This window comes from Psychrosphaera sp. (assembly GCF_982872775.1).
The window spans coordinates 25,430-47,343 of record NZ_CEYNSH010000020.1 but is presented as its reverse complement, the minus strand read 5'-3'; the positions used below and the strand labels follow the sequence as shown (position 1 = coordinate 47,343).

The 21,914-nt window shown below is 41.5% G+C and carries 19 protein-coding genes; 14 read left to right on the top strand and 5 right to left on the bottom strand.

What is annotated here, in order from left to right:
- Nucleotides 1-268 precede the first annotated feature (268 nt).
- Nucleotides 269-1,945, top strand: a complete 1,677-nt coding sequence (locus tag AC4E96_RS07830) for a S8 family peptidase (protein WP_490255419.1) — start codon at nt 269-271, stop codon at nt 1,943-1,945.
- A gap of 121 nt (nt 1,946-2,066) precedes the next feature.
- Here the strand turns inward: AC4E96_RS07830 and AC4E96_RS07825 are convergent, their stop codons facing one another.
- Together AC4E96_RS07825 and pxpA are read right to left on the bottom strand one after the other, a co-directional pair.
- Complete coding sequence (locus AC4E96_RS07825) at nt 2,067-2,915, bottom strand: tRNA (adenine(22)-N(1))-methyltransferase TrmK (RefSeq protein ID WP_490255418.1); 849 nt, start codon at nt 2,913-2,915, stop codon at nt 2,067-2,069.
- Nucleotides 2,906-5,398 (bottom strand): 5-oxoprolinase subunit PxpA, encoded by a 2,493-nt coding sequence (gene pxpA, locus AC4E96_RS07820; protein ID WP_490255417.1) that lies wholly within the window; start codon nt 5,396-5,398, stop codon nt 2,906-2,908. Before pxpA ends, AC4E96_RS07825 begins: the two co-directional genes overlap by 10 nt.
- Before the next feature lie 58 nt (nt 5,399-5,456).
- On the opposite strand from pxpA, the gene AC4E96_RS07815 reads away from it, so the two are divergent.
- From AC4E96_RS07815 to AC4E96_RS07790, 6 genes are all read left to right on the top strand, one after another.
- Complete coding sequence (locus AC4E96_RS07815; RefSeq protein ID WP_490255416.1) at nt 5,457-6,311, top strand: alpha/beta hydrolase family protein; 855 nt, start codon at nt 5,457-5,459, stop codon at nt 6,309-6,311.
- Nucleotides 6,312-6,518: 207 nt separating this feature from the next.
- Nucleotides 6,519-7,553 (top strand): class II fructose-bisphosphate aldolase, encoded by a 1,035-nt coding sequence (gene fba / locus AC4E96_RS07810; protein ID WP_488034036.1) that lies wholly within the window; start codon nt 6,519-6,521, stop codon nt 7,551-7,553.
- A 139-nt stretch (nt 7,554-7,692) separates the two neighbouring features.
- Nucleotides 7,693-8,655, top strand: coding sequence for a Kelch repeat-containing protein (locus AC4E96_RS07805; protein ID WP_490255415.1), 963 nt, complete (start codon nt 7,693-7,695; stop codon nt 8,653-8,655).
- A gap of 463 nt (nt 8,656-9,118) precedes the next feature.
- Nucleotides 9,119-9,724 (top strand): phosphoribosyltransferase family protein, encoded by a 606-nt coding sequence (locus tag AC4E96_RS07800; RefSeq protein WP_490255414.1) that lies wholly within the window; start codon nt 9,119-9,121, stop codon nt 9,722-9,724.
- 110 nt (nt 9,725-9,834) lie between these two features.
- Nucleotides 9,835-10,719: a hypothetical protein gene (locus AC4E96_RS07795; RefSeq protein ID WP_490255413.1), complete on the top strand. Its 885-nt coding sequence runs from the start codon at nt 9,835-9,837 to the stop codon at nt 10,717-10,719.
- 132 nt (nt 10,720-10,851) lie between these two features.
- Complete coding sequence (locus AC4E96_RS07790) at nt 10,852-11,298, top strand: HAD family hydrolase (RefSeq protein ID WP_490255412.1); 447 nt, start codon at nt 10,852-10,854, stop codon at nt 11,296-11,298.
- Nucleotides 11,299-11,695: 397 nt separating this feature from the next.
- Here the strand turns inward: AC4E96_RS07790 and AC4E96_RS07785 are convergent, their stop codons facing one another.
- On the bottom strand, nt 11,696-15,010 hold the full coding sequence (locus AC4E96_RS07785) for an amidohydrolase family protein (RefSeq protein ID WP_490255411.1): 3,315 nt from the start codon (nt 15,008-15,010) through the stop codon (nt 11,696-11,698).
- 235 nt (nt 15,011-15,245) lie between these two features.
- Here AC4E96_RS07785 and AC4E96_RS07780 point away from each other — a divergent pair, with 235 nt between their 5' ends.
- Together AC4E96_RS07780 and AC4E96_RS07775 are read left to right on the top strand one after the other, a co-directional pair.
- On the top strand, nt 15,246-16,025 hold the full coding sequence (locus AC4E96_RS07780; RefSeq protein ID WP_490255410.1) for a HupE/UreJ family protein: 780 nt from the start codon (nt 15,246-15,248) through the stop codon (nt 16,023-16,025).
- A 532-nt stretch (nt 16,026-16,557) separates the two neighbouring features.
- Complete coding sequence (locus AC4E96_RS07775) at nt 16,558-17,301, top strand: enoyl-CoA hydratase (protein WP_490255409.1); 744 nt, start codon at nt 16,558-16,560, stop codon at nt 17,299-17,301.
- Nucleotides 17,302-17,397: 96 nt separating this feature from the next.
- On the opposite strand, the gene smrA is transcribed toward AC4E96_RS07775, so the two are convergent.
- Nucleotides 17,398-17,982: a DNA endonuclease SmrA gene (gene smrA, locus AC4E96_RS07770; protein ID WP_488033573.1), complete on the bottom strand. Its 585-nt coding sequence runs from the start codon at nt 17,980-17,982 to the stop codon at nt 17,398-17,400.
- 249 nt (nt 17,983-18,231) lie between these two features.
- Between smrA and AC4E96_RS07765 the strand changes: the two genes are divergently transcribed.
- From AC4E96_RS07765 to AC4E96_RS07755, 3 genes are all read left to right on the top strand, one after another.
- Nucleotides 18,232-18,618, top strand: a complete 387-nt coding sequence (locus AC4E96_RS07765; RefSeq protein ID WP_488033574.1) for a hypothetical protein — start codon at nt 18,232-18,234, stop codon at nt 18,616-18,618.
- Between the two features lie 101 nt (nt 18,619-18,719).
- Nucleotides 18,720-19,100: a response regulator gene (locus tag AC4E96_RS07760; RefSeq protein ID WP_488033575.1), complete on the top strand. Its 381-nt coding sequence runs from the start codon at nt 18,720-18,722 to the stop codon at nt 19,098-19,100.
- The gene (locus tag AC4E96_RS07755; RefSeq protein ID WP_488033576.1) at nt 19,097-19,417 is read left to right on the top strand and encodes an ArsR/SmtB family transcription factor; all 321 of its coding nucleotides are present in this window, start codon (nt 19,097-19,099) and stop codon (nt 19,415-19,417) included. Before AC4E96_RS07760 ends, AC4E96_RS07755 begins: the two co-directional genes overlap by 4 nt.
- 134 nt (nt 19,418-19,551) lie before the next feature.
- Here the strand turns inward: AC4E96_RS07755 and AC4E96_RS07750 are convergent, their stop codons facing one another.
- Entirely contained in the window at nt 19,552-20,301 is a 750-nt protein-coding gene (locus AC4E96_RS07750) for an outer membrane protein assembly factor BamD (protein WP_488033577.1), read from the bottom strand.
- A gap of 128 nt (nt 20,302-20,429) precedes the next feature.
- Between AC4E96_RS07750 and rluD the strand changes: the two genes are divergently transcribed.
- Together rluD and AC4E96_RS07740 are read left to right on the top strand one after the other, a co-directional pair.
- Nucleotides 20,430-21,419: a 23S rRNA pseudouridine(1911/1915/1917) synthase RluD gene (rluD, locus tag AC4E96_RS07745; RefSeq protein WP_488033578.1), complete on the top strand. Its 990-nt coding sequence runs from the start codon at nt 20,430-20,432 to the stop codon at nt 21,417-21,419.
- The coding region (locus tag AC4E96_RS07740; protein WP_490255408.1) for a purine nucleoside phosphorylase YfiH/LACC1 family protein at nt 21,394-21,914 on the top strand (521 nt) is incomplete at its 3' end. The genes rluD and AC4E96_RS07740, both read left to right, overlap by 26 nt.

Sequence of the window (21,914 nt, the reverse complement as noted above, 5' to 3'; positions counted from 1 at the left end):
AATTACATCAAAACGCAGTCAAACATACATAGTTTGCCTGCGTTTTTTTATGCATTTTTATAACTTTCTGTTTTTAAATTTGTTTTTATTTAAGGTAATTATTTTAAAATTCTTCTCCAATTTAGGTAAAAAGTCTAAAAATAGGGGGAATCCCATTCTTGCCATGAGGGTTATCACCCATAACGTATGTTCGTTTCCTTTGCTTAACTGATTGTCCTGCTTGAATTTCGAGCAGGTTATAAATATAAGAATAGATTCAGAGGAAACTATGAAAAACAAACATATAAGAAGTCTCAAAGCGAGCGTAATTGGCGCATCATTGTTATCGATGCAGGCGTTTGCAATGGGCGATGTAAACGAAAACAACTTTCGTGTCATTGTTAAATTAAATCCACAACAAGAATTAAGTGAGCTGAGTACTGTACTTTCTCCACTTGGAGTTTCTTTTGCCAAAGTAAAAGACGTTGCTACAGGTGCACAAGTGGTTGAGTTGTCAGGTGTTACTGATGCAAAAATGAGAGACTCGGTTATTGCAATGATGAATCGCTCTGCGGTGACTATGTACGCCGAACTCGATGCGATTTTAACTCCGCAAGCTGTTCCAAATGACACGCGTTATTCAGAGCAGTGGCATTATTTTGAGTCGACAGCTGGCATCAATGGTCCAGCGGCTTGGGATTTATCTACAGGTGCAGGTGTGACGGTGGCCGTTATCGATACTGGCTATCGCAATCACGTCGATATCAACAGCAAAATTCTTCCAGGTTATGATTTCGTCAGTGACCCAACTATGGGTAACGACGGCAACGGTCGTGATAGCGATGCGTTAGACCCAGGTGATTGGGTAGCGGCAAATGAATGTTACTCGGGTTCACCTGCAAGTAACTCTAGTTGGCATGGACTGCACGTCGCCGGCACAGTTGCTGCAGAAACCAATAACAACCAAGGTGTCGCTGGTGTGGCATGGGACGCTGATATAGTTCCAGTACGCGTACTTGGTAAGTGTGGCGGTTACACGTCTGATATTGCGGATGGCATCATTTGGTCATCAGGCGGCTCTGTTTCTGGTGTTCCTTCAAATGCCAATCCTGCAGAAGTGTTAAACCTAAGTCTTGGTGGCTCTGGTTCTTGTCCTTCTACGACTCAATCGGCGATCAACACAGCACGTGCTAACGGCAGTACCGTTGTTGTTGCCGCAGGTAACTCAAACGCGAACGCACAAAACTACACGCCTGCTAGCTGTAGTGGTGTTGTGACTGTTGCATCGGTTGATCGAGGTGGTAACCGTGCTTACTACTCAAACTACGGCAGTGTCGTTGACTTAGCTGCACCAGGTGGTGAAACGCAAACGGCAAGTAACGGTGTTCTGTCGACGTTAAACTCGGGTACTTCAACACCGGGTTCAGACAACTACTCGTTCTATCAAGGTACTAGTATGGCGGCGCCTCACATTGCTGGTGTGGCTGCTTTGATGTATGCGGCAAATCCTTCTATTACACCAGACGAAGTTGAGTCAGCGCTTAAATCGACTGCTCGTTCATTTCCAGGAAGCTGCAGCCAATGTGGTACGGGTATTGTCGATGCGTATGAAGCTGTCGTTGCGGCACAAGGCGGTGGTGGCACACCATCGAGTTGCCCATCGGGTTACACCAAATATACAGGGAATTTAACAGGCACAGGGGATAACGAAATTGAGCCAAATGGTAATTATTATTATAGTTCTACTTCCGGTACTCATAGCGGTGAGCTTTATGGGCCTGGCAGCGCTGATTTTGACCTAAAACTATTCAAATGGTTGAACAGTAGCTGGACGGAAGTGAGTCGTTCTGAAACATCGACCTCTAATGAAGTTATTAACTACAGCAGTGGTTCGGGTTATTTCTATTTTGATATCTACTCGTACTCAGGCAGTGGTGCATATGACTTCTGTTTGAAAAAGCAATAACGGATTAACGCGTCTACTAGACGCATAAATCCGAAATAACTACTTAGCTTATTAAAACGCCGCAGATGAACAAACGCGGCGTTTTTTATTACAACACTTCAAATTCACTCAATTATTGTCTTTATTCTGCTGACAACAATTCATCCAGCTTGGTTCGATAAAGGTCAGCCAAACGGCTAGCTATTTGAGTTTGCGCTGGGTTTTTGGCGGCAGACTGATAGTGAGACAACATACTTTTAGCGTAACTAATCTTAATCTTTAATTCGTCGGCAATGTCAGGCCGTTCTTTTGATGATTGCTCAGAGCTGTTAATCGACCAAATCTTTTGGCCTATCGTAGATACCTCACTTTTAGGTTGAGCGTTAGACGTTGTTTTTACCAAAAGACACTCATAAAAACGTTTGTTCTCGGTAATTAACTTTTCATCTAAAAGATCAAACTTTAATTCAAATAGTCGTTGCCTCAATTCAGGTATTTGTCGAACAGGGCACAGCAAAAAGGTTAATTCTAAGTCAGCATATTTTTGATGTAGCTCTTCTATAAATTGGGTGACCAAATCGCCGCCTACACCAGCGATAATGACCAGTTGCGAGCCACTGCAGTTCGCTAATGAAATATCAGAAACCGATTGGCAGTGAGTGTGCCACACGGCGTTTTTGCCGAACTCAGCTTTTTTGGGCTTCTCGCTACTTTCTGACTTTTCAGTTTTATCTGACGCTCCAACATTTTCCGGGCACTTATCGTTTTCAGACATTGGAAAAAACGTCTGTAATTTTGTGTGCAGCTGCTCAATGATATCTGGTTGAATATCGACAAAATGTAGTTGTTTTAAGTTTGGTAACTGCCCTTGCTGTTTGCGCTTGAGTAGCTCGGCACCGAGGAAGCCGTGATCACAACACGTATCCCAAACGGTTTGGTATTGGTCAGTGACCATATCAGCGAGTGTTTGCAGTCGATGTCCTAAGCGCATATTGTTCGTTCTTGTTTGGCTTGTTGATGATTAATAAGCTTGAAGGTGACTTTTGTATTGGCTTGGGCTTGCGCCAATTTGTCACAATCTTCTGCGACGACATAACCGAGTTTTGGGTAACCACCAATGGTTTGACGGTCAACAAGCATCACGATAGGTTCGCCGTTTGGCGGAATTTGAATGGCGCCTAGACCTAGTCCCTCAGACTCAAGATCTATTTGGTGTGCCAGTAATGCATTTTCGTTATCCGTTGTTAAGCGAACACCCATTCGGTCAGACTGCGGTGACACAATAAAGTTGTTGCTGGTAAATGCATTAATTTGTTGATCAGAAAATAATTGAAACTGGCTACTGAGAACAAATCGTACCGTTATTTCACTACTGAATTCTGGAATGACATCAGGAGAGGCTGACCTATGTTTGGTTTCGACTGACTGTGCCGATTTTTGTTGCTCGTTAATATCGACGCAAATAACTGAGCCTTGCGAAAGCTGAGTACCGATATTGTCTTTTAAGACGGTTGCACTGCTGTTCCAAAACTGTTTCGCTAGAATGCCGCCTTGTACTGCGAGATAAATCCTTAGTCCCTTTTGTACATAACCAATTGTTAGAACATCCCCTTTTTTAAGATACAAGGTTGACCACATGTCAACCGATTGATCATTGATCTGCACCTTTGCCTTTGCGCCAGTAATACTGATTACGACATCATTTAGGCACTCAAACTGAGTGTTTCCAAATAGGATTTCGAGTGTATTGGCATCACTATTATTACCGATAAGGCGATTAGCTAGATGAAACGAGTGTTTATCGGCGGCACCACCAACACTGAGCCCTAAGTGACTGGCGTTAAGTCGTCCCGAATCCTGAACGGTGATATTACCGGAGCATTTAGTTACTTTAAGACTTTGTAATGTGTCTTCCGCGGCCCCTAAAGAAGACTCAGGTTGGCTTAAATTATCGAGCTCACAATTTGACTCATTGTTTTTAGTTAAAGCGAGGTATTCATTAGTATTAATTGGATAAAATGAAACCGTATCACCGACGGAATACAGCAAAGGCGCTGAGTTATTTTTATGATCAAAGACCAAAGTGGGACAAAGCCCTAAAATGTTCCAGCCACCTGGCGACGACTGTGGGTAAAGACAGCTCTTGCCATTGGCGATTGCTACCGCACCTTGAGGAACGCTTTTTCGAGGATCGTCTTTTCTAGGTATGTTTAATTGTTCAGGCAAACCAGACATATAAGCAAAACCAGGCAAAAAGCCAATGGCTTCAACTTTGAATTTTGTGTTGGCATGCATTTCTGTAATTTCACTAGATGACAATCCCGTTGCAGCGCTAATCGCTGGAATATCATTGTAAGTTTGGTATTCCGGGCTGGTCATTATCTCGTAACAGATTGGCAGAGTATGATGCGTTGAATTTTTATTCTGCTGTTCGGTCAGCAGATTTTTAAACAAACAAATTGTTTTATTTATCATCGATATGGTGTCGATTTGAGCCGTTTTGGCTTCAATAAACAAAGTATTAAATGCAGGTGTAATACAAACGTATTGACCTGTATTTGTCTCTGTTAATTGCAAAGCCACCTCTGTAAGAAGGTGTTGATGCTCACCATCGTGCAAAGTGATGAGCAAACTGTCTGGGCTAGGGCGGCTAAATGTAAATGGAGAAGCCATCATCATTTTTAATGTCGATAGTGTACTTAGTGCGGCTTGGTTGTCGCCATGCACACAAACTGTCGACGCACTTATCTTAACTGGCTTTCCAGTATCACTGATTACGTAGCCATCTAAAAGTGACATGACTTGAAACAGCGACTCTTCAGTATCGAGTACAGCAGCAGGGTTGGTATTGTTTGACTCGAGTTTTCGTGGGGTAAGTTGGCCGTTATCTAAATAACGCCTGTCGCTAAATGCTTCTGCGATTAACTTAACTCCTTTTTGAGCAGCCAGTGGAGTGACTGAATCAATGCTTCCAGATATCGTCATTAATGCTAGTTCGACATCGAACCTGGCATTGATATTTGCAATCCCCTCTACAATAAGTTCGGCAATGTAATGCTGTTTGGCCATATCATTGTATAGCGCGCCATGGGGCTTCACGTAGCGAATTGGATATTGTAGTTGTTGGCTTATTGTCAGCAGGTTTGTGATTTGCTCTTCAATTGACGCTTTTAATTTAGCTTGAGACAAGTCCATTGAGACGCGACCAAAATTAGCACTATCAGGGTAACTAGGATGAGCACCAGGCGTGACATTATATTGTTTGGCTAGCTCTAATGTCGCTCTCATTGTTTGTGCATTACCAGCGTGTCCGCCACAGGCAATATTCGCCATATCGATTAGTGGCATTACTTTATGTTCGATACTGGCGCTTGAGATCTTGTCAGTTTCTCCCAAGTCACAGTTTAGGGAGAACTGCCTACAGTTCGGGTCTTGTTTGTTTTCAAAGGCTAATTTTGAGCTATTTTTATTCAAATCTACATCCTGTTAGTGCTAGGGTAGCCAATAGTTATAACGATACCACAGAATGGCAATGGATAAGACAAGACTACTACTGTTACCTGGTACACAATGTAATGGAAAATTATGGACTTACCTACAGCCTCAATTAGCGCAAATTAAGTCGCACTGCATTGAGCCTGTGCATTGGCCACTGCCAAATCAAAGCTTAGATGAAGTGTTAGAATTGTTACATAACACCATCATCAATTATTTGGACTCAATACAGACAGAGCGTCAAACGAGTTCAGCTTTGGGTTCAACGTCTCCTTCGCTTTCAACTAAAGGCTCTAGTTCAACCTTAATTTCAAATGTAACTTCAACCTCAAGTGCAAACACGTTAATGGTGTTGGGTTTTTCTCTTGGCGGCTATGTACTTGCTAGGTACTTGGCTGAATATCAAAGTGAGTTATTGCAACGCCAAACGTCTTTGCAAACACTATTGCCATTAAAATTTGTCATTGTTTCTCACACTCCTACGTCTCTTCCAGAAGTCGAGCTAAAACAACGTCGGCGGATTTTGGCTCACTTAAAAAACAATGATTACTCTGGTGTTAGCCGTGAGCGAGTGTGTCAATTACTTGGCCCTTCGCAACATCAAAACCAAGCCATCATAAAGCTAATTCAAGAAATGGATAGAGATCTCGGCAAAGACAACCTCATCCACCAACTGACATTTACAGGAGCTCGAACAAACAGCATTGATGATATCAACCGAGCGAGTGAAAATTTTGATATCAGTTTTGTGATAACAAACGATGATCCTCTTGTTAATTATGAATGGTTACAAAATTTATCATCAAAAATTTCAGTGATTCACATTGAAGGAGAAGGGCACATGTTGCCGCTTGAATACCCAAATGAACTCGCAAAGTCTCTTTTTTATTAGGTTTGACCTATGGTTTAGTGGCGGTTTTTAATGTCAACTAATAAACTTCTGTAAAGTTGGCTATCCAGCTTTTTCACTTTAACTCCAAAAATAAAAACAAAAGTTGAAAGACTTTCTGAAAGTTGGTGTGTAGAATTACAAAACAAGTTACAAGACTGGTAACAGTTTGGAATAATACTGATCAAACAAACCCGATAGGAGTGGAATGTGGCTTTAATTTCAATGCGCCAATTATTGGACCATGCAGCTGAACATGGTTACGGTGTTCCGGCATTTAACGTGAACAACCTTGAACAAATGCGTGCCATCATGGCAGCGGCAGATAAAACAAATAGTCCGGTAATTGTTCAGGCATCAGCCGGTGCTCGTAAGTACGCTGGTGCACCATTTTTACGTCATTTGATTCTTGCGGCAATTGAAGAGTTCCCACATATTCCAGTTTGTATGCACCAAGATCACGGTACTTCTCCTGCAGTATGCCAACGCTCAATTCAATTAGGTTTCTCATCAGTTATGATGGATGGCTCATTGATGGAAGACGGCAAAACGCCATCAGACTACGAGTACAATGTAGACGTGACGCGTCGTACAGTAGAAATGGCCCACGCTTGTGGTGTATCAGTTGAAGGTGAATTAGGTTGTTTAGGTTCACTTGAAACAGGCGAAGCTGGCGAAGAAGACGGTATTGGCGCTGCTGGCAAGTTAACTAAAGAGCAAATGTTAACCGACCCTGATGAAGCCGCTGACTTTGTTGCAAAAACTAATGTAGATGCACTAGCCATTGCCTGTGGCACATCACACGGTGCTTACAAGTTCACTCGTCCACCAACAGGCGACATCTTGTCGATTGATCGCATTAAAGCGATTCACAAAAAGATCCCTAACACTCACTTAGTAATGCACGGCTCGTCGTCGGTTCCTCAAGAGTGGTTGGCAATTATCAATGAATACGGTGGCAACATTCCTGAGACTTACGGTGTGCCGGTTGAGCAAATCGTTGAAGGCATCAAGCACGGTGTTCGCAAGGTCAACATTGATACTGACTTACGTTTGGCATCAACGGGTGCAGTTCGTAAATTTATGGCAGAAAACCCAGCTGAATTCGATCCTCGTAAATACCTGTCAAAAACAGTAGAAGCGATGCAAGCAATTGTTGAGCACCGCTACGAAGCATTTGGTACAGCGGGTAATGCAGATAAGATCAAAGTTATCTCATTAGAGAACATGGTATCTAAGTACTAAATTTGAATGCGTGACCTGTATACTTCGGTTACAAATTGAAAAAACAAAGCCTCGTTTTAAACGGGGCTTTTTGTTTTAATGTGCTTGTACTTCAATCAGTTCATATTTTACATTTCTAAAGAACAAGGAAGGCTCATCAATGACAATGTTCAAGATTACACATCTGATTAAGTGGTTAAGTTTGGCCCTCATACTCTTTCTGACAGGCTGTGCCACACAATCCAACAAACCGAATATTGAATTAAGCCAAGCGCGATTTGGCTTGGCAGCTGTGAATGATGGTCAACGTATATATGTTTTAGGTGGTGCTGGCAAAAATATGTCTGGAACGACAACGGTCGAGATCATCGACCCAACGACTGGCCAAATTGAAGTGTTAGAAAATGCCATTACTAGCCGCTTTTATCATTCGGCTGTTTTCGATGGAGACGAGTCCATCTATTTGATTGGTGGGGTAGGAGAAAGTACCTTTTTTCCGGGCGAAGTATTTCGAAACCCCACCTTCGAAGTATTTAATACCAAAACAAAAAGCGTGACACGATTAGGGTCTTTTAGGATGCCAACTCGTATTAATACGGCACAGTACCACCAAGGTAAGATCTATGTATTAGGCGGCTCTCAACATTTGAGAAAAGGGACTAAATATATTGATGACGTATTTATTTACGATATAAAAACTAAGGTGTGGCGAGTCGGCGCTAAGATGCCAAAAGGCAAAGCAACCAAATCGGTCATCTTTGATGACTGGTTGTATACAGTTGGTGGATACGACGGTAAGGCGTCTTTGTCGAGCTTTGAACGTTATTCATTATCTGAAAACCGCTGGGAAACCTTACCAGACTTACCAAAAGGGATAAGTGCACACGCCGTCACCGTAAATAATGGAAAGTTATACTCATTTGGTAACTACAACAGTTTGACCGATTGCTTCTCTTATGACTTTGCCACTCAAATATGGCAACAGTTAGATTGTGGACTGTCTCCTGTTAGGCACGCTGGCGCGACAACATTAAATGGCGTGAGTTACATCATTGGCGGAACTGTGACGGGAGGTCCACCGCACGTAAACAAGGTTCAGGCTTATACACCTGAAGGTCTTTAGAGTACGTTTAGCGGCCATTTATGAATATTGAGGGCCAGATCAATAAAACGCTATAACGGCAGCTCACTGTAGTTTACTTTATTGCCACGAGAGCATTTCATTTAATTATCACTGTAAGGTGTAAACTTTACAGCTGTGAATATACACAGATGTAAATTCATTTGTGTATTTTACCCCTTTAAAGTCTCGTTTTATATACGTTTGAATTTTATATTTCATTGTTCACTCAAGCGCCAAAACAATGTTTAAGTTTCAGTTGATGTGCATTGGGTAATGGAGGCCTATTAGGTTTCCTATAAGAGAGCTTGCAGTTACTGTTCCGACAATAGTAATAACTTGTAGAATTACTAAAGCTAAAATGTTAAACATATTTAAGTGTTTTATTTTATGTATCGTCAAATACTCTCTTATCATTTTATCTAGTATTTTCGAACTTTTTAACTCTCTTTTCAAAGGAATGAATATGGATATAAATCTACTATTAACAATATTGTTTGGGGTAATTGGCGCCATCGGCGTAGGAACTTCAATTTATTTTGGTAAAAAATCAGCTAACCTTGAGAAATCCAAAGTTTCGTTAGATTTTGAAGATTTATTCGCCGCTACGTCAGACATTGCTGACTACATAAAAGGAGTGCATTTTCATCCTGATATTGTTTACACACCAGGCGGAAAAAGTGGAATTTTAGCCGAATTGTTATCACAAAAATTTACTCATGAACCTTTAGTTGTTGTTGGATCTTTAGAGTGGAAAGAAACCGGAACTAATCAATTCCAAACTGGAAACTCTGCAATACTTGAAAGTAATAAATGGAAAATAATTATCCCTGATATTATTGGTGCAAACACAGATAAAAAAATACTTGTTGTCGATGATATCTGTATGTCGGGTGATGCACTTCAAAGTATGATTACTAAACTATGCTCACTGGGGTACTCAAGGGATAATATCAAAACATCATCTTTGGTCTGCACTTCTGTCGCAAAAGCTAGTCAAAAAGCTCCAGATTATTCATGGAAAGAAACAGAAGGAACTACTTACTTTTTCCCTTGGGGAAAAACTAGGTAGTAAATCAACAGCGTAATTATTAGGTAGTGCTGGGTTGCGTTCCGCCTACGGCTCAATAACTTCATGAACTTTCTAAATCAATTTAAATTACGACATCAAAGGACTAATAATTGGCAAAACTTAAACCTGAAAAGGTAACTCCTAATGATCTACTTGAATATTTAGAGTCGCAGTCTGACTTTAGCTTCGAATTACGTGTATTGAAAATGTTAAGAGAAAACGGAGTACACTGTGAACATGGAGGTCATTATGAAGATCCAGTTACTAAGAAGTCTAGGGAATTTGATATTAGAGCGGTAAAAACCATTAGCCAAAAACGAGTTAGAATGGCTATTGAATGTAAAAACATAAGGGAACATTTTCCAATTCTAGTTTCATGTGTTCCCAGACACAAATCTGAAAGCTACCACCAAATTGTGCATAGCAGTATATCTAGTAATAGCTCGTTAAGTGCAATAGATAGACATCGTCACTCCAGAGCTAAAAGTTTGAGTATCAGAGATGGATATACATTATACAAAGAAGGTGAGCCTGTTGGTAAGAGTACTGTTCAAGTTGGCCGACAACATAATAACTCTATAACAGCAAATGATTCTGAGTTGTTTGAAAAGTGGGGCCAATGCTTAAGTTCCGCAGATGACCTAGTTGGTCTTACGTATTGGGATGGTTTTGACGAAAATGAGTCCTTTAAATCAGCTCTAATCCCTTTTGTAGTTGTGCCTGATGGTTGCTTGTGGATGGTCAATTATAACGAAGATGGACAGAGGATATCTGAACCAATGCAAACTGAAAGGTGCTCTTGTTTTATTGACAAGAATTTTGTTATGAAAGCTGGAATAGATAATGAATATTTGTGGTTATCACATTTAGAAATTATAACCTTCAACGGGATGCTCTCTTTTGTTCGAGAATACCTAAATTCAGAAGAAGGTATGAAAAAGATATTTCCTTTAAAAGGTTTTTTAGAGGCTAAACAAAGAGCTATAAAAACCTAATAGGTCACATATAAATATATTGCGTGTTCCTATTTCGTCAGCTCTTTAAACTAAAACTAGCCTTACTTCTAGTATTTTTATTTAACGAGGTTTCCTTACGTGATTTATTTGGTAGATTGGGGTGATACCCTTATGATTAAGTTTGCTGGACAAAAAGGTAAGATGGTTAATTGGCCCAAAATTCAGGCAGTTGAAGGAGCTTTTGAGGCGTTACAATTTTTGTCTAAAAAAGCTGATGTATACGTGGCAACAAGCGCACCATTCTCAAATCCTGATGATATCAAAGCTGCTCTTGCAAAAGTTGGTTTAGATGTATTTATTTCAGGGTATTTTTGTAAAGCGAATTTAGGAGTTTCAAAATCAGGTAAAGAGTTCTATTTTAAAATAGCGGAACGTTTGAACACTTCACCTTCTAATTTAACTATGATCGGAAATCACTTTGAATTAGATGTGTGTTGTGCGGCAGAAGCGGGTTTATCTGTCATTTGGCTCAATAGTGCAGGGGAAAACTTAAATACGGAATTCAAATTTAGAGAAATTAGTACTCTCAAAGAGCTTTGTGTAGAAGAGGTTATTTAGCATATCTTTTTCTAAAGAGTAAATCCTTACGCTAATTCAAACTAGCCGTCCATTACACACCTTGTAAAACTATAAAAGCTTATCATTTTAAAAGGCTGCTACAGGCACAAAGGGGTATTCAAATTAGTTAAACACCACCGTCCGCACCTTGTCTATTTCTGCCAGCCAGGTCTTTTAGAAGCATCTGAGCCTAAGTACGAGATATTAGCAACTACACCTAATTAATTGTGAAGTAATAATTTGATAGAAGCCTCTTATAACAACGGTTTACACCTACACGACGTACATTTATTTAAAGATAAGCACTTGAAAAGTCAGCAATAAAAAACGCCGGTACTTCAATTGAAGGCCGGCGTTTTGCTTTAATGGGCAATCAAATTGCCCTAACTAATGTTAATTAGTGGTGAGTCCAGTGGTAGGTTTCTTCTTTTTGCTTCATTTCTTGTGCTGTTGCCGCTGGCATCGCGTTGATGTTTAAGCGGTTGAAGAACAATGGCTCTGCTTTGAAGTCACCCGTTGCCACTTCAGACATCGTTTTAACGTCAAATAAACGACCGTTTAACATAGTGTGAGTGACAAACTCAGACTTGCGAATATCGTTAAGCACGTCGCCTTCAACGATAACGATGTCAGCTAGTTTACCTGCTTCAATCGAACCTAAGTCTTTGTCCATACCAAGGGCAATCGCCGCATCAAACGTTGCACCACGTAGTGATTCCCATGGTGTGAAGCCACCTTGATTCATCATCCACATTTCCCAGTGCGCCGCTAAACCTTCACGTTGACCGTGTGCACCAATTAGTACACGTACGCCATTATCACGTAATGTTTTGGCATATTCTGCAATCTTGATGTGGTTGTAGTGATCTTCTGGCGCTGTGTCACGACGGATTGATACCGGTTCGATGATATAACGAGGCGCGTAGCGCATTAGACGCTCGTTTTCCCAAACGTTGGTTTTGTCGTACCAGTATTTCTCACCTGATAGACCACCGTAAGCAACAACGAATGTTGGGTTGTAGGCCGTATCAGTTTGGCTCCACATTTGCGTTAAGTCTTTGTAACCCGTTGGAATGTTCAGCGAGTGCTCAAGTGTTGTGTGACCATCGATGATCATCGTCATGTTTTGGTAAAGCTTACCGCCACCTTCTGGCACTACGTTAACACCTAGCTCACGTGCCGCTTCAAGAACTTGCTGACGCGTATCACGACGAGGATGGTTGTAACTTTTCACAGACACTGCACCGTTTTCTTTAGTGCGTTGAATGTGGAAACGCGCATCTTCGATGTCATTGATCTTCGCTGTGTAACCTGGCGAGTAACCTGCGTATAAGATTTTACCTGTAGAGAAAATACGAGGCGCTAAAATCTTACCGGCTTTTTGTAGCTCGGCCGCAGCAAAGATTTCACGGTTGTCGTTTGACGGGTCGTGAATCGTTGTCACACCAAAACCAATAGAAGAGAAGTTCTTCCAGTTTTGTTGTGGAATGATTTGACGACTGCCTTGTGAACCGTGGGCATGGGCATCAATGATACCTGGGAATAAAGTTTTGCCAGATACATCAACCGTCTTGTAACCGCTTGGAATTGCAACATCCGCTGCTGTACCTACTTTTACAATACGGTTGCCTTTAACCAATACGACACCGTTTTCGATGACTTCTTGGTTGTTGTCGGCATCACGCATAGTAACAACACGACCACCAACCAACGCCACTTCTGAGTCAGGAATGTCGGCTTTTGCAGTAAAGCTAAGGTCGATGCCTTCTGCTGTTGGTTCGCTTAACTCTTCTTTTGCACCAGGTACAAAATCAAAGGTTTCTTTGATTGAGCGGCTGTACAAAGTAGAAGCATTTGACCAGTGAAGCGTTTGGCTGTCGGCTGACCAGTGCAGTTCAGAGCCAGCTGCTGCAGAGGCTTGTTTTACTGGTACCCAAGTTGACTTAGGACCAATAGATTGAACCTTGCCTACTTTACCAAATGGCGCAATGTACGCATTAAATTGGTATACAAATGCCACGAATTTACCATCTGGAGATACTTTAAATTCGGTAACTTCATCGCCTTTTAAGATCTCGCGGCTATCAAAGCCATCTAAGTTAACTTTCATTAACTTGCGTTTAGTACCGTAACTGCCTGATTGGTAAGTCGTGTAATAAATCGAGTCGTTGTCCGCGCCAAAGTGTGCATCGCCACCAGACTTGATAACACGTGTCATCTCGTCGCCATCAGTATCAGCCACGTAAATGCCTGGCTCCATTGACCACTCTGGTGATAATAAATAACCGCCAGTGAAACGGTTAAATACAACTTTTTCACCATCTGGAGAGAAACGAGGTTGTGTGTAGTGACCAGGCTCAGTTGAGATAACTTTGCCTTTACCGCCGCGTGAACGAACAATACGTACAGTACCTAACTCTTGGTCATCCCATGTTGTGTAAGTAATGTATTTACCGTCACGAGAAAAGCTTGGGTAAAACTCATCGTGGCTATCCTGACGAGTCAGGCGTTTTACTTTTCCTGATTTCACGTCGCGAACATAAAGTTTGCCCAATGCTTGGTAAACAATTTTGTCACCTTTTGGCGACATCGTTGCCCAGCGCACTTGTTTAACATCAAACTTTTCTGGTGCCACTTCGACAGGAACACGAACCGCTTGTTGAATTTGTTTTTCAACCGCCACATTGAATGGAATGTTAGCGACTTTTTTAGACTTAACGTCAATCTTATTAAACTTACCGCCACTCCAGTAAACGATGTGTTTGTTATCTGGCGTCCAGTCAAAGTAAGCGTAGTTACCTTCGGTGCCAAAGGTTTCTTGATGGTCACGTTCCATTTCAGTTGTTAAACGCGTATCAATGCCCGTTTTTAAGTCTTTTACGTAAAGAACCGTTTTGGTGTCTTCACGCTTAAGGTACGCCATGTACTTACCATCTGGAGATGGAGTAGGGATGACGGCACCACCAGCACCACCGATATAACGTTCTTCTTCACCAGTATCTAAGTCATGACGAATAATGTTGAACAACTCTTGTGTAGAGTTTTTGTTGTATTGCCAAACGCGACCGCTCGTGATGTCTTGTGTGTAATACAAGTATTTACCATCAGGTGAGAACTTAGGGTCAGTGATGTTCTTCTGGTTAAATGCACCGTAAGTGCCTGCTTTTACTTTTGTGCCGCTGCCACCCGTGTGGTGGAACAACCAAATTTCACCCGCTGCCACTGAACGCGAAGACATAACACCGCGCGTGACTGCAATGTACTGGCCATCTGGGCTCCACTGTGGTGTGTGAATGGTGTGGCTTTTTTCTTTAGTGATTTGAACTGGGTCTGTGCCATCAGCATTCATTACCCATAGGTTCATCATGCCATCACGGTCACTTAAAAACGCAATCTTCTTGCCATCAGGGCTGAAGGTCGCTTGCATGTTCCAGTCATAACCCAAAACAAGTGGTGTCGCCGTGCCGCCAGAAATTGGCATCGTGTAGATATCACCTAACATGTCAAAAATGATCGTTTTGCCATTTGGGTGAACGTCCAAGTTAGACCAGGTTGATTCGTCGGTGTTGATAGTGATGGTTTTCATTTCACCTTGTGGGTTTTTGACGTCCCACTTTGCCTCTTTGTCAGCTGATTCAAGTGCAAAACTTGGAGCACTTAAAACGCACGCAATAGACGCACTGATGAATGTCCTTTTTAATAGGTTTTTCATACGTTTCCTTTTTGTTATTTTTGGACAAAATAGAATTACTTCGCAAGTGTACTGATGTTTTGAAAAAAGGTCACTCGTTAGAAGTATCCTTGCGATGAAAGCGCCATTCCGTTAGTTCGGTTCAACAAATAGGGCGAGAATCTTGTCTAATAAAGGGGTAAAATACACCGCATCGAAGTGGAGCATTTGCTCTGATTTTTATAATTAAATGTTTAACTAAATAAGGAATACAAAAGTGGAGCTGTCGTCAGGATCTTTTAACACCCCATCAGCCATCTCGAACAATCAAACTTGGTTCAAACACATTTTAATCATGTTGACGCTTTTGGTGGGGCTGTTTGTAGCAGTGGCGCCTGTTCAAGCAGATGAGACCGCTAAAAAAGGCCCATCACCAGAAATGCTAGAAGCAATGCAAAAGGCCGCGACATCAAATCAGGTGCAATCAGACGGTTTGTCATCTTCTGAACGTATTGTTAAGTACGTTAAATCCGGATTTGTTCACATTATTCCACTGGGCTTAGACCATATTTTATTTGTATTGGCTTTGTTTTTATCTACGACTCGTTTAGGTCGTTTGTTTTGGCAAGTCACTGCTTTCACATTAGCTCACTCGGTCACATTAGCATTGTCGAGTTTGGGGCTGATTAATCTAAGTGGCGATATCGTTGAGCCACTCATCGCTTTGAGTATTGCGTGGATGGCGGTAGAGAACATTCGTCAAGAAGAGGCAAGTCAACGCCGCCTTTGGGTGATCATTGTTTTTGGTTTGTTACACGGTCTTGGTTTTGCGTCTGTTTTAAGTGAGTTTGGTTTGCCACAAGAAGCGTTTTTAATGGCATTGTTCTCCTTTAATGTAGGCGTTGAATTGGGGCAATTAGCCGTATTGGCAGTAGCTGCTGTGTTATTGATGGCGTGGAGTAAAAAACCAAGTTATCGCATGTTTGCGCAAATTCCATTGTCGGCTGTCATCGGTGCTGTAGGCCTTTATTGGTTTGTTGAACGTGTGTTTGGTTAGACGAGATTAGATGAGGGGCGAGTCAACTTTGGTCAGTCTAAGTGAATTAATTTTTGTTTCTTTCACTTCTGGTGTTGAAATGCGGATTCGTTTTATTTAGACTGATTTTGTTGGTTATTTAACCGTTTGGTTACCAACATAAAGGACTGCGCTAAAACAATTTATTAACGCCAGTTTCCACAAATAAAAATAATAAAGGAAATGCAGATGTTTTCATCTTCATACAATAAAGGGGTTGGCCTAGGGTACGTTTGTATTGCCGTTGCTTTGTTGGCAGTGATTACCTTTGCGACTCAATTATAAATTTTTTGTTTAACGTTTAGATGTCGTTAACACCTCATTGAAAAAGGCCTCAAGCACAGACAATAGTTTGTGCTTGGGGCTTTTTTGTTTTCATTTCAAAAAAATCCATATAAGCTACAGTTAGTTAATAAATCAAGACAATTACCAACAATTAGCATAAGCCTGTTGACCGACTTAATTATCAAAAAGCAGGTCTACAAGCCTATCTATCGAAATAAGCGAGCCTCAAATGTCAGAGATTTTAGTAAGTACGTCTAATGGTGTCATGACCATTACTATCAATCGACTTGCACAAAAAAATGCATTATCCCTTTCCATGTATCAGCAGATGACGGATGCATTGTTAGAATTAGAACGAAGTGAAGAGCTACATGTTGCTGTGATTACAGGTGATGAAAGCTGTTTTACTGCAGGCAACGACTTAAATGATTTCTTAAAAGGTGGCGCTTTGACTGAGGCGCATCCAACGGTTAAGTTTTTGAGAACGTTGGTCTCAATATCTAAGCCGTTAATTGCCGCGGTGAATGGTCCAGCCATCGGTATTGGCACTACGATGCTGATGCATTGCGATTTAGTGTATGCCGGCGACAATAGTGTTTTTCAGTTGCCATTCAGTAAATTGGGCTTGTGCCCAGAGGCTGCATCGAGTCAAATTTTGCCAGCGACGGTAGGCCGCGTTAAAGCCTTTGAATTATTGGTGTTAGGTGAGACCTTTGATGCCGAAACGGCGGCCGCACTAAATCTAGTAAATTCAGTTACCGCTCCGTCAAATGTATTGGCGTTAGCACAAGAAAAAGCAAAGGTCATCGCCTCACTGCCTTCACAATCAGTTAAAGCATCTAAAGGACTGATTGTCGATGGTAACAAAGAGCAAATAAACAACGTCATTAGTCATGAGTTAAAGTATTTTGAACATTTGCTTGGCAGTGATGAGTGTAAATCGATTATTGCGAGCTTCTTTAAAAAGCGTTAACGCTTAAGGTTCGACTGGCTAAGGTTATTGTGCCAATACAATTGGTCTTTACAGGTTAATTGGCTAGTGCGACCAATATCTTAAAATAAGAAGGGGCTATCGGTTAGCCCCTTTCTTTTGGTGACGTTCTTTGTTGGTCATGCGAGCTTCGTCGCTTTTTTTCAATAAGACATATACCGACCCATAACCACCATGGAACGCCTGAGCGGTATGAAACGCCTTCACTTCATCAAGCGTTCTTAGCCATTGATTAACATAGCTTTTGAGTGTCGCTTGTTGGTTGTGCATGCCTTTGCCGTGTTGAATTAGCAATGAACGCAAATCGTTTTTATGACAGTCTTTAATAAATTGGTATAGCTTGCCACGTGCTTCTTTAACGCTTTGGCCTTGAATGTTTAACACTGAGTGAATGTCATATTTACCAAGTCTCAGGTTCTTGAATACGCCATCTTGCACACCACTTTTTTTGTAGTAAATAAGATCGTCTGGAGCAATCATCTTTACGGCTTCGGTGGTTAAAGGGTTGGGGTCTCCTCCGTCCAGTTTTTCTGCATTGGCTCTTCTTTGTTTGGCTTGCTCGTCGTTTATTTTACTTTTGGCAATATTTGCCTTTGCGTTGGGATCTTGCTTCAGCGGTTTTACATCACCCATCTCTTTCAAAAACATATCAAAATCGTTCATTTAAACTACCTCGTCGATTGGGTTACCACTCTTATCATTTTATTTTAATACGCTTTGATGGAATACAAAGTTTTAATTGTGCCGAAAATGATCATTTGGTCATAAATCATCCCTTGTCTATACTCATAGTTAGGCTTTTTTATGCTCGTTAATCCCCACCATAAAATGGCATTAGATAAATATCAGGGTAATTCTACTGACTTTCAAACCATCTTGGGTGAAAGTGAAGCGCGCTAGGAGGTGATGACGATGATGTTTCCAAAAGGGGTGTACGAAGTACTTCCCTACACATACATGTCGGTAGGCGTTGTCGAAATTGGTTTTGTTGAATCGATGTTGGCGACTCTTTCAGGTGTTGTACTTTTTTTTGCTGGGGCGTTAGTTTGGGTTATGCGTTCAAACGCTCGTAGAACTGACCCTGAGTCCACTCGAAAGCACAATGAGTCAGGTCAGGTATTATATGAACTAAAGCCTTTTATTCTTATTATTTTAGGGGCCATGGTACTGACTTACTTTAATCATTGGATGGTGTATCCAGTGGCGACGTTGGTTTGTTTACTTGGGCTTTATATTATTATGATACGAAATACCCACCGACACCATCGCGTTGGATTCAGAGATAGCAAATACAGATGAAATTACTGTGAAAGTTATTAATTTTTTTATAAACTTAACCAACTTTAAGGGGCCTATATTTGAATCGGCCTGAAGTCTAAAACAACACTAGGTTGTCATTCATGTCAAACATAGCAGAAACGTCGTTTTTACTGGTCGATGACGTACCCTCGGTACGAAGCTTTTTGCAGCAGGCACTTAATCAACTAGGTGCTGTCGATGTTATTCATGCTGAGGATGGTCGTCGCGCGCTAGAGAGGTTTTCTCAGAATATGCCTGATGTGGTGTTTTTAGACATCGAGCTGCCCGATCTTGACGGCCAAATCATTTTGAAAGAAATGAAATCAATCAAGAGTAATACACACGTCATTATGGTTTCGGCTCACAGCAGCGTGGACAATGTAAAAGCCGCTATTGATAGCGGTGCCAGTGGATTCATTGTAAAACCCTTTTCACCTAAAAAAGTTAGCTCAGTTTTAAAGAGTATTGAAATAACCTCATGAACATAAACCAAATGCGCCAGTGTGCACCCAAAGCTTTAGCTTTGCTTAAAGTGATGGCAAATGAGAATCGTTTGTTTATTTTGTGCAACCTTATTGAAGGTGAAGTGTCGGTGAATGAATTGGCCGAACGTGTTCAGCTTGGCCAGTCCGCTCTTTCTCAACACTTAGCTTTATTGAGAAAAGAGGGGTATGTAACGACAAGGAAAGAGTCGCAAACGGTATATTACTCGTTGAGTAGTCAGGATGTACTGAAGATGATGTTGTTGTTAAAAGAACTATACGCTGATAAAGCTGAGGAAGTAGCTACAACCAGCTAACTTAAATTGACTAGCTGTAAGTAAACAAGTCACAATACTTTCATTAAACGTTATCTTGTTATGGTCATTTTTATCAAAAGTAAATTTCACAAAAAAAGGAGCCGATGGCTCCTTTTTTGTTTTCTAAAGTTTGCTTAGCTTGCTGTGTTTGCAGCTAGAACAAGTTCGGCTTCTTCTTTTAGCTCTGTTAGACCTAATTTGTCATAGGCATCAATCATGATTTGTAACGCTGGAACAACGGCATTGCTGTCTTTGTAATATTCTAATACATATTTACAGCGACTTACTGCGGCGATGTATGCAGAACGAGTCATGTAGTATTCAGCAATGTGTAACTCATATTTTGCAAGGCGGTTTAAAACCTCAACCATTCGGCTTTTTGCATCATTAACATACAAGCTGTCTGGATAGCGCTGCGTCAGCTTTTTAAAGTCTGCAAACGCTTCACGCGCCGCTTCTAAGTCTTTATCTGCATTAGATAAGCCAAAGAATTCTTGGAACGCGTTAATCCCTTTTTCCATATTAACGAGACCGCGGATATAAATAACAAAGTCCAAACGCGGGTGGCTAGGGTTAAGTTTGATGAATCGGTCAATCGCTGGCAGCGCCTCTTCATAACGACCTGACTTATACAAAGCAAATAGCAGGTCTAGCTGTACTTGTCGAGACAGTGGGCCGTATGGAAACTGGTTTTCCAAGTCATTCAAAATAGTAATGGCACGGTTATAAAGCTCTGAATTAATTAGATCTTTAGCAGCTTCATAACGAGCCTGAGGTGATAAATCTGACACTCGCTCAAGTTCATCGTTTGAGGTACATGCAGCAAGCGCTGAGGACAACAATACAATAAAACTCAAATTACGGATAAACTTAATATTCAACATTATTTTCAACCTGGAAAGTTTTCTTTTCTCGTTAAGTAAAAATTCGAGTAGAATGGTTATATTAACTGCATTCTATCTCACTCAGTTGCGTCATGCACTGGCAAATTCAAATTTCAAATGATAAATCAATGAACAAAGAACTTATTGAACTACAAGCTCAAGCAAATGAACAGCATTTTGGTAAACGGTTAGATCAGGTTATTGCCGATTTGTTCCCTGAATATTCAAGAAGTCGACTAAAAGAATGGATTTTAGCCGAAAAAGTAATCGTTGACGGTAAACCTGTCACCAAAGCTCGTGAAAAAATGCTCGGTACGGAAAGTATTACAATTTTTGCTGAGTTGGAAGTCGAAGTACACCATCAGCCAGAAGATATTCAATTAAATATCGTTTACGAAGATGAACACTTAATGGTCGTTAACAAACCAGCGAACCTCGTTGTTCATCCAGGCGCAGGTAACCAAACGGGTACAATGCTCAATGCGTTGTTACACCACTTCCCGGCAATTGATTTAGTACCCCGCGCCGGAATTGTTCACCGACTCGATAAAGATACAACAGGACTTATGGTTGTGGCGAAAACCGTTCCGGCTCAGACTCAATTAGTGGCTGACATGCAAGAACGTCTTATTACGCGTGAATACGAAGCGGTGTGTTTAGGCCGACTAACGGCTGGTGGTACGATTGATAAAGCGATTGGCCGTCACCCAACGAAGCGCACCTCAATGGCGGTATCAGAAGTAGGACGTGAGTCAGTTACTCACTACCGAGTGATCAGTAAGTTCCGCTCGCACACTCACATTCGCTTACGCCTCGAAACGGGTCGTACTCACCAAATTCGTGTCCATATGTCACACATCCGTCATCCATTGGTCGGTGATATTCAATATGGTGGTCGAGTTCAAAGTCCTAAAGGAGCGTCAGCGACGGTTTTAGAAACGTTACGCGGCTTTAAACGCCAAGCGCTGCACGCTGCAATGTTACGATTTGATCATCCAATAACAGGCGAAGAGCTAGAGTTCCATGCTCCTTTACCTGACGACTTTACCCACCTCGTTAAAGTACTAAAACAAGACGTAAAAGAGAACCAAGATGATATGGACTTCGGCTACCTTTAAAGGTTTAACCGAATCGGCGCAAAAGCGAGTTGTTGGTTTTACGACAACTCGCGAAGGTGGTGTAAGCCAACCCCCTTATTCTGGCCTTAATATCGCCGAGCATGTCGATGATAACTTGGCCGAAGTTATGGCAAACCGGGCTATCTTAAGGGAAGAAGCCCAGTTGCCATCTGAGCCTTATTGGCTCAACCAAACTCACTCGACATCATCAGTTGAATTGCCATATGAGTATCGCCGGCATATGGACGCTGACGCGTCCTTTACGACTAGAACAAATACAGTTTGTACAGTAATGACCGCGGACTGTTTGCCTTTGTTGATTGTCGATAAAAACGCAACGGTGGTCTCTGCTATTCACGCCGGTTGGCGAGGCCTTCTCGATGGGATAATTGAAAACACAGTCAAGCGTTTGCCGGTTCCAGCTGAAGAACTGTCGGTGTGGATTGGGCCAGCAATTTCAAAACAAGCTTTCGAAGTGGGTGAAGAAGTCAAAGT

Bases quoted from the DNA above. Each gene is read 5' to 3' on its own strand.
- AC4E96_RS07830 (WP_490255419.1), top strand. From the start codon at position 269: ATGAAAAACAAACATATAAGAAGTCTCAAAGCGAGCGTAATTGGCGCA.
- AC4E96_RS07825 (WP_490255418.1), bottom strand. From the start codon at position 2,915: ATGCGCTTAGGACATCGACTGCAAACACTCGCTGATATGGTCACTGAC.
- AC4E96_RS07815 (WP_490255416.1), top strand. From the start codon at position 5,457: ATGGATAAGACAAGACTACTACTGTTACCTGGTACACAATGTAATGGA.
- AC4E96_RS07805 (WP_490255415.1), top strand. From the start codon at position 7,693: ATGACAATGTTCAAGATTACACATCTGATTAAGTGGTTAAGTTTGGCC.
- AC4E96_RS07800 (WP_490255414.1), top strand. From the start codon at position 9,119: ATGGATATAAATCTACTATTAACAATATTGTTTGGGGTAATTGGCGCC.
- AC4E96_RS07790 (WP_490255412.1), top strand. From the start codon at position 10,852: ATGATTAAGTTTGCTGGACAAAAAGGTAAGATGGTTAATTGGCCCAAA.
- AC4E96_RS07785 (WP_490255411.1), bottom strand. From the start codon at position 15,010: ATGAAAAACCTATTAAAAAGGACATTCATCAGTGCGTCTATTGCGTGC.
- AC4E96_RS07775 (WP_490255409.1), top strand. From the start codon at position 16,558: ATGTCAGAGATTTTAGTAAGTACGTCTAATGGTGTCATGACCATTACT.
- smrA (WP_488033573.1), bottom strand. From the start codon at position 17,982: ATGAACGATTTTGATATGTTTTTGAAAGAGATGGGTGATGTAAAACCG.
- AC4E96_RS07765 (WP_488033574.1), top strand. From the start codon at position 18,232: ATGATGTTTCCAAAAGGGGTGTACGAAGTACTTCCCTACACATACATG.
- AC4E96_RS07760 (WP_488033575.1), top strand. From the start codon at position 18,720: ATGTCAAACATAGCAGAAACGTCGTTTTTACTGGTCGATGACGTACCC.
- AC4E96_RS07755 (WP_488033576.1), top strand. From the start codon at position 19,097: ATGAACATAAACCAAATGCGCCAGTGTGCACCCAAAGCTTTAGCTTTG.
- AC4E96_RS07750 (WP_488033577.1), bottom strand. From the start codon at position 20,301: ATGTTGAATATTAAGTTTATCCGTAATTTGAGTTTTATTGTATTGTTG.
- rluD (WP_488033578.1), top strand. From the start codon at position 20,430: ATGAACAAAGAACTTATTGAACTACAAGCTCAAGCAAATGAACAGCAT.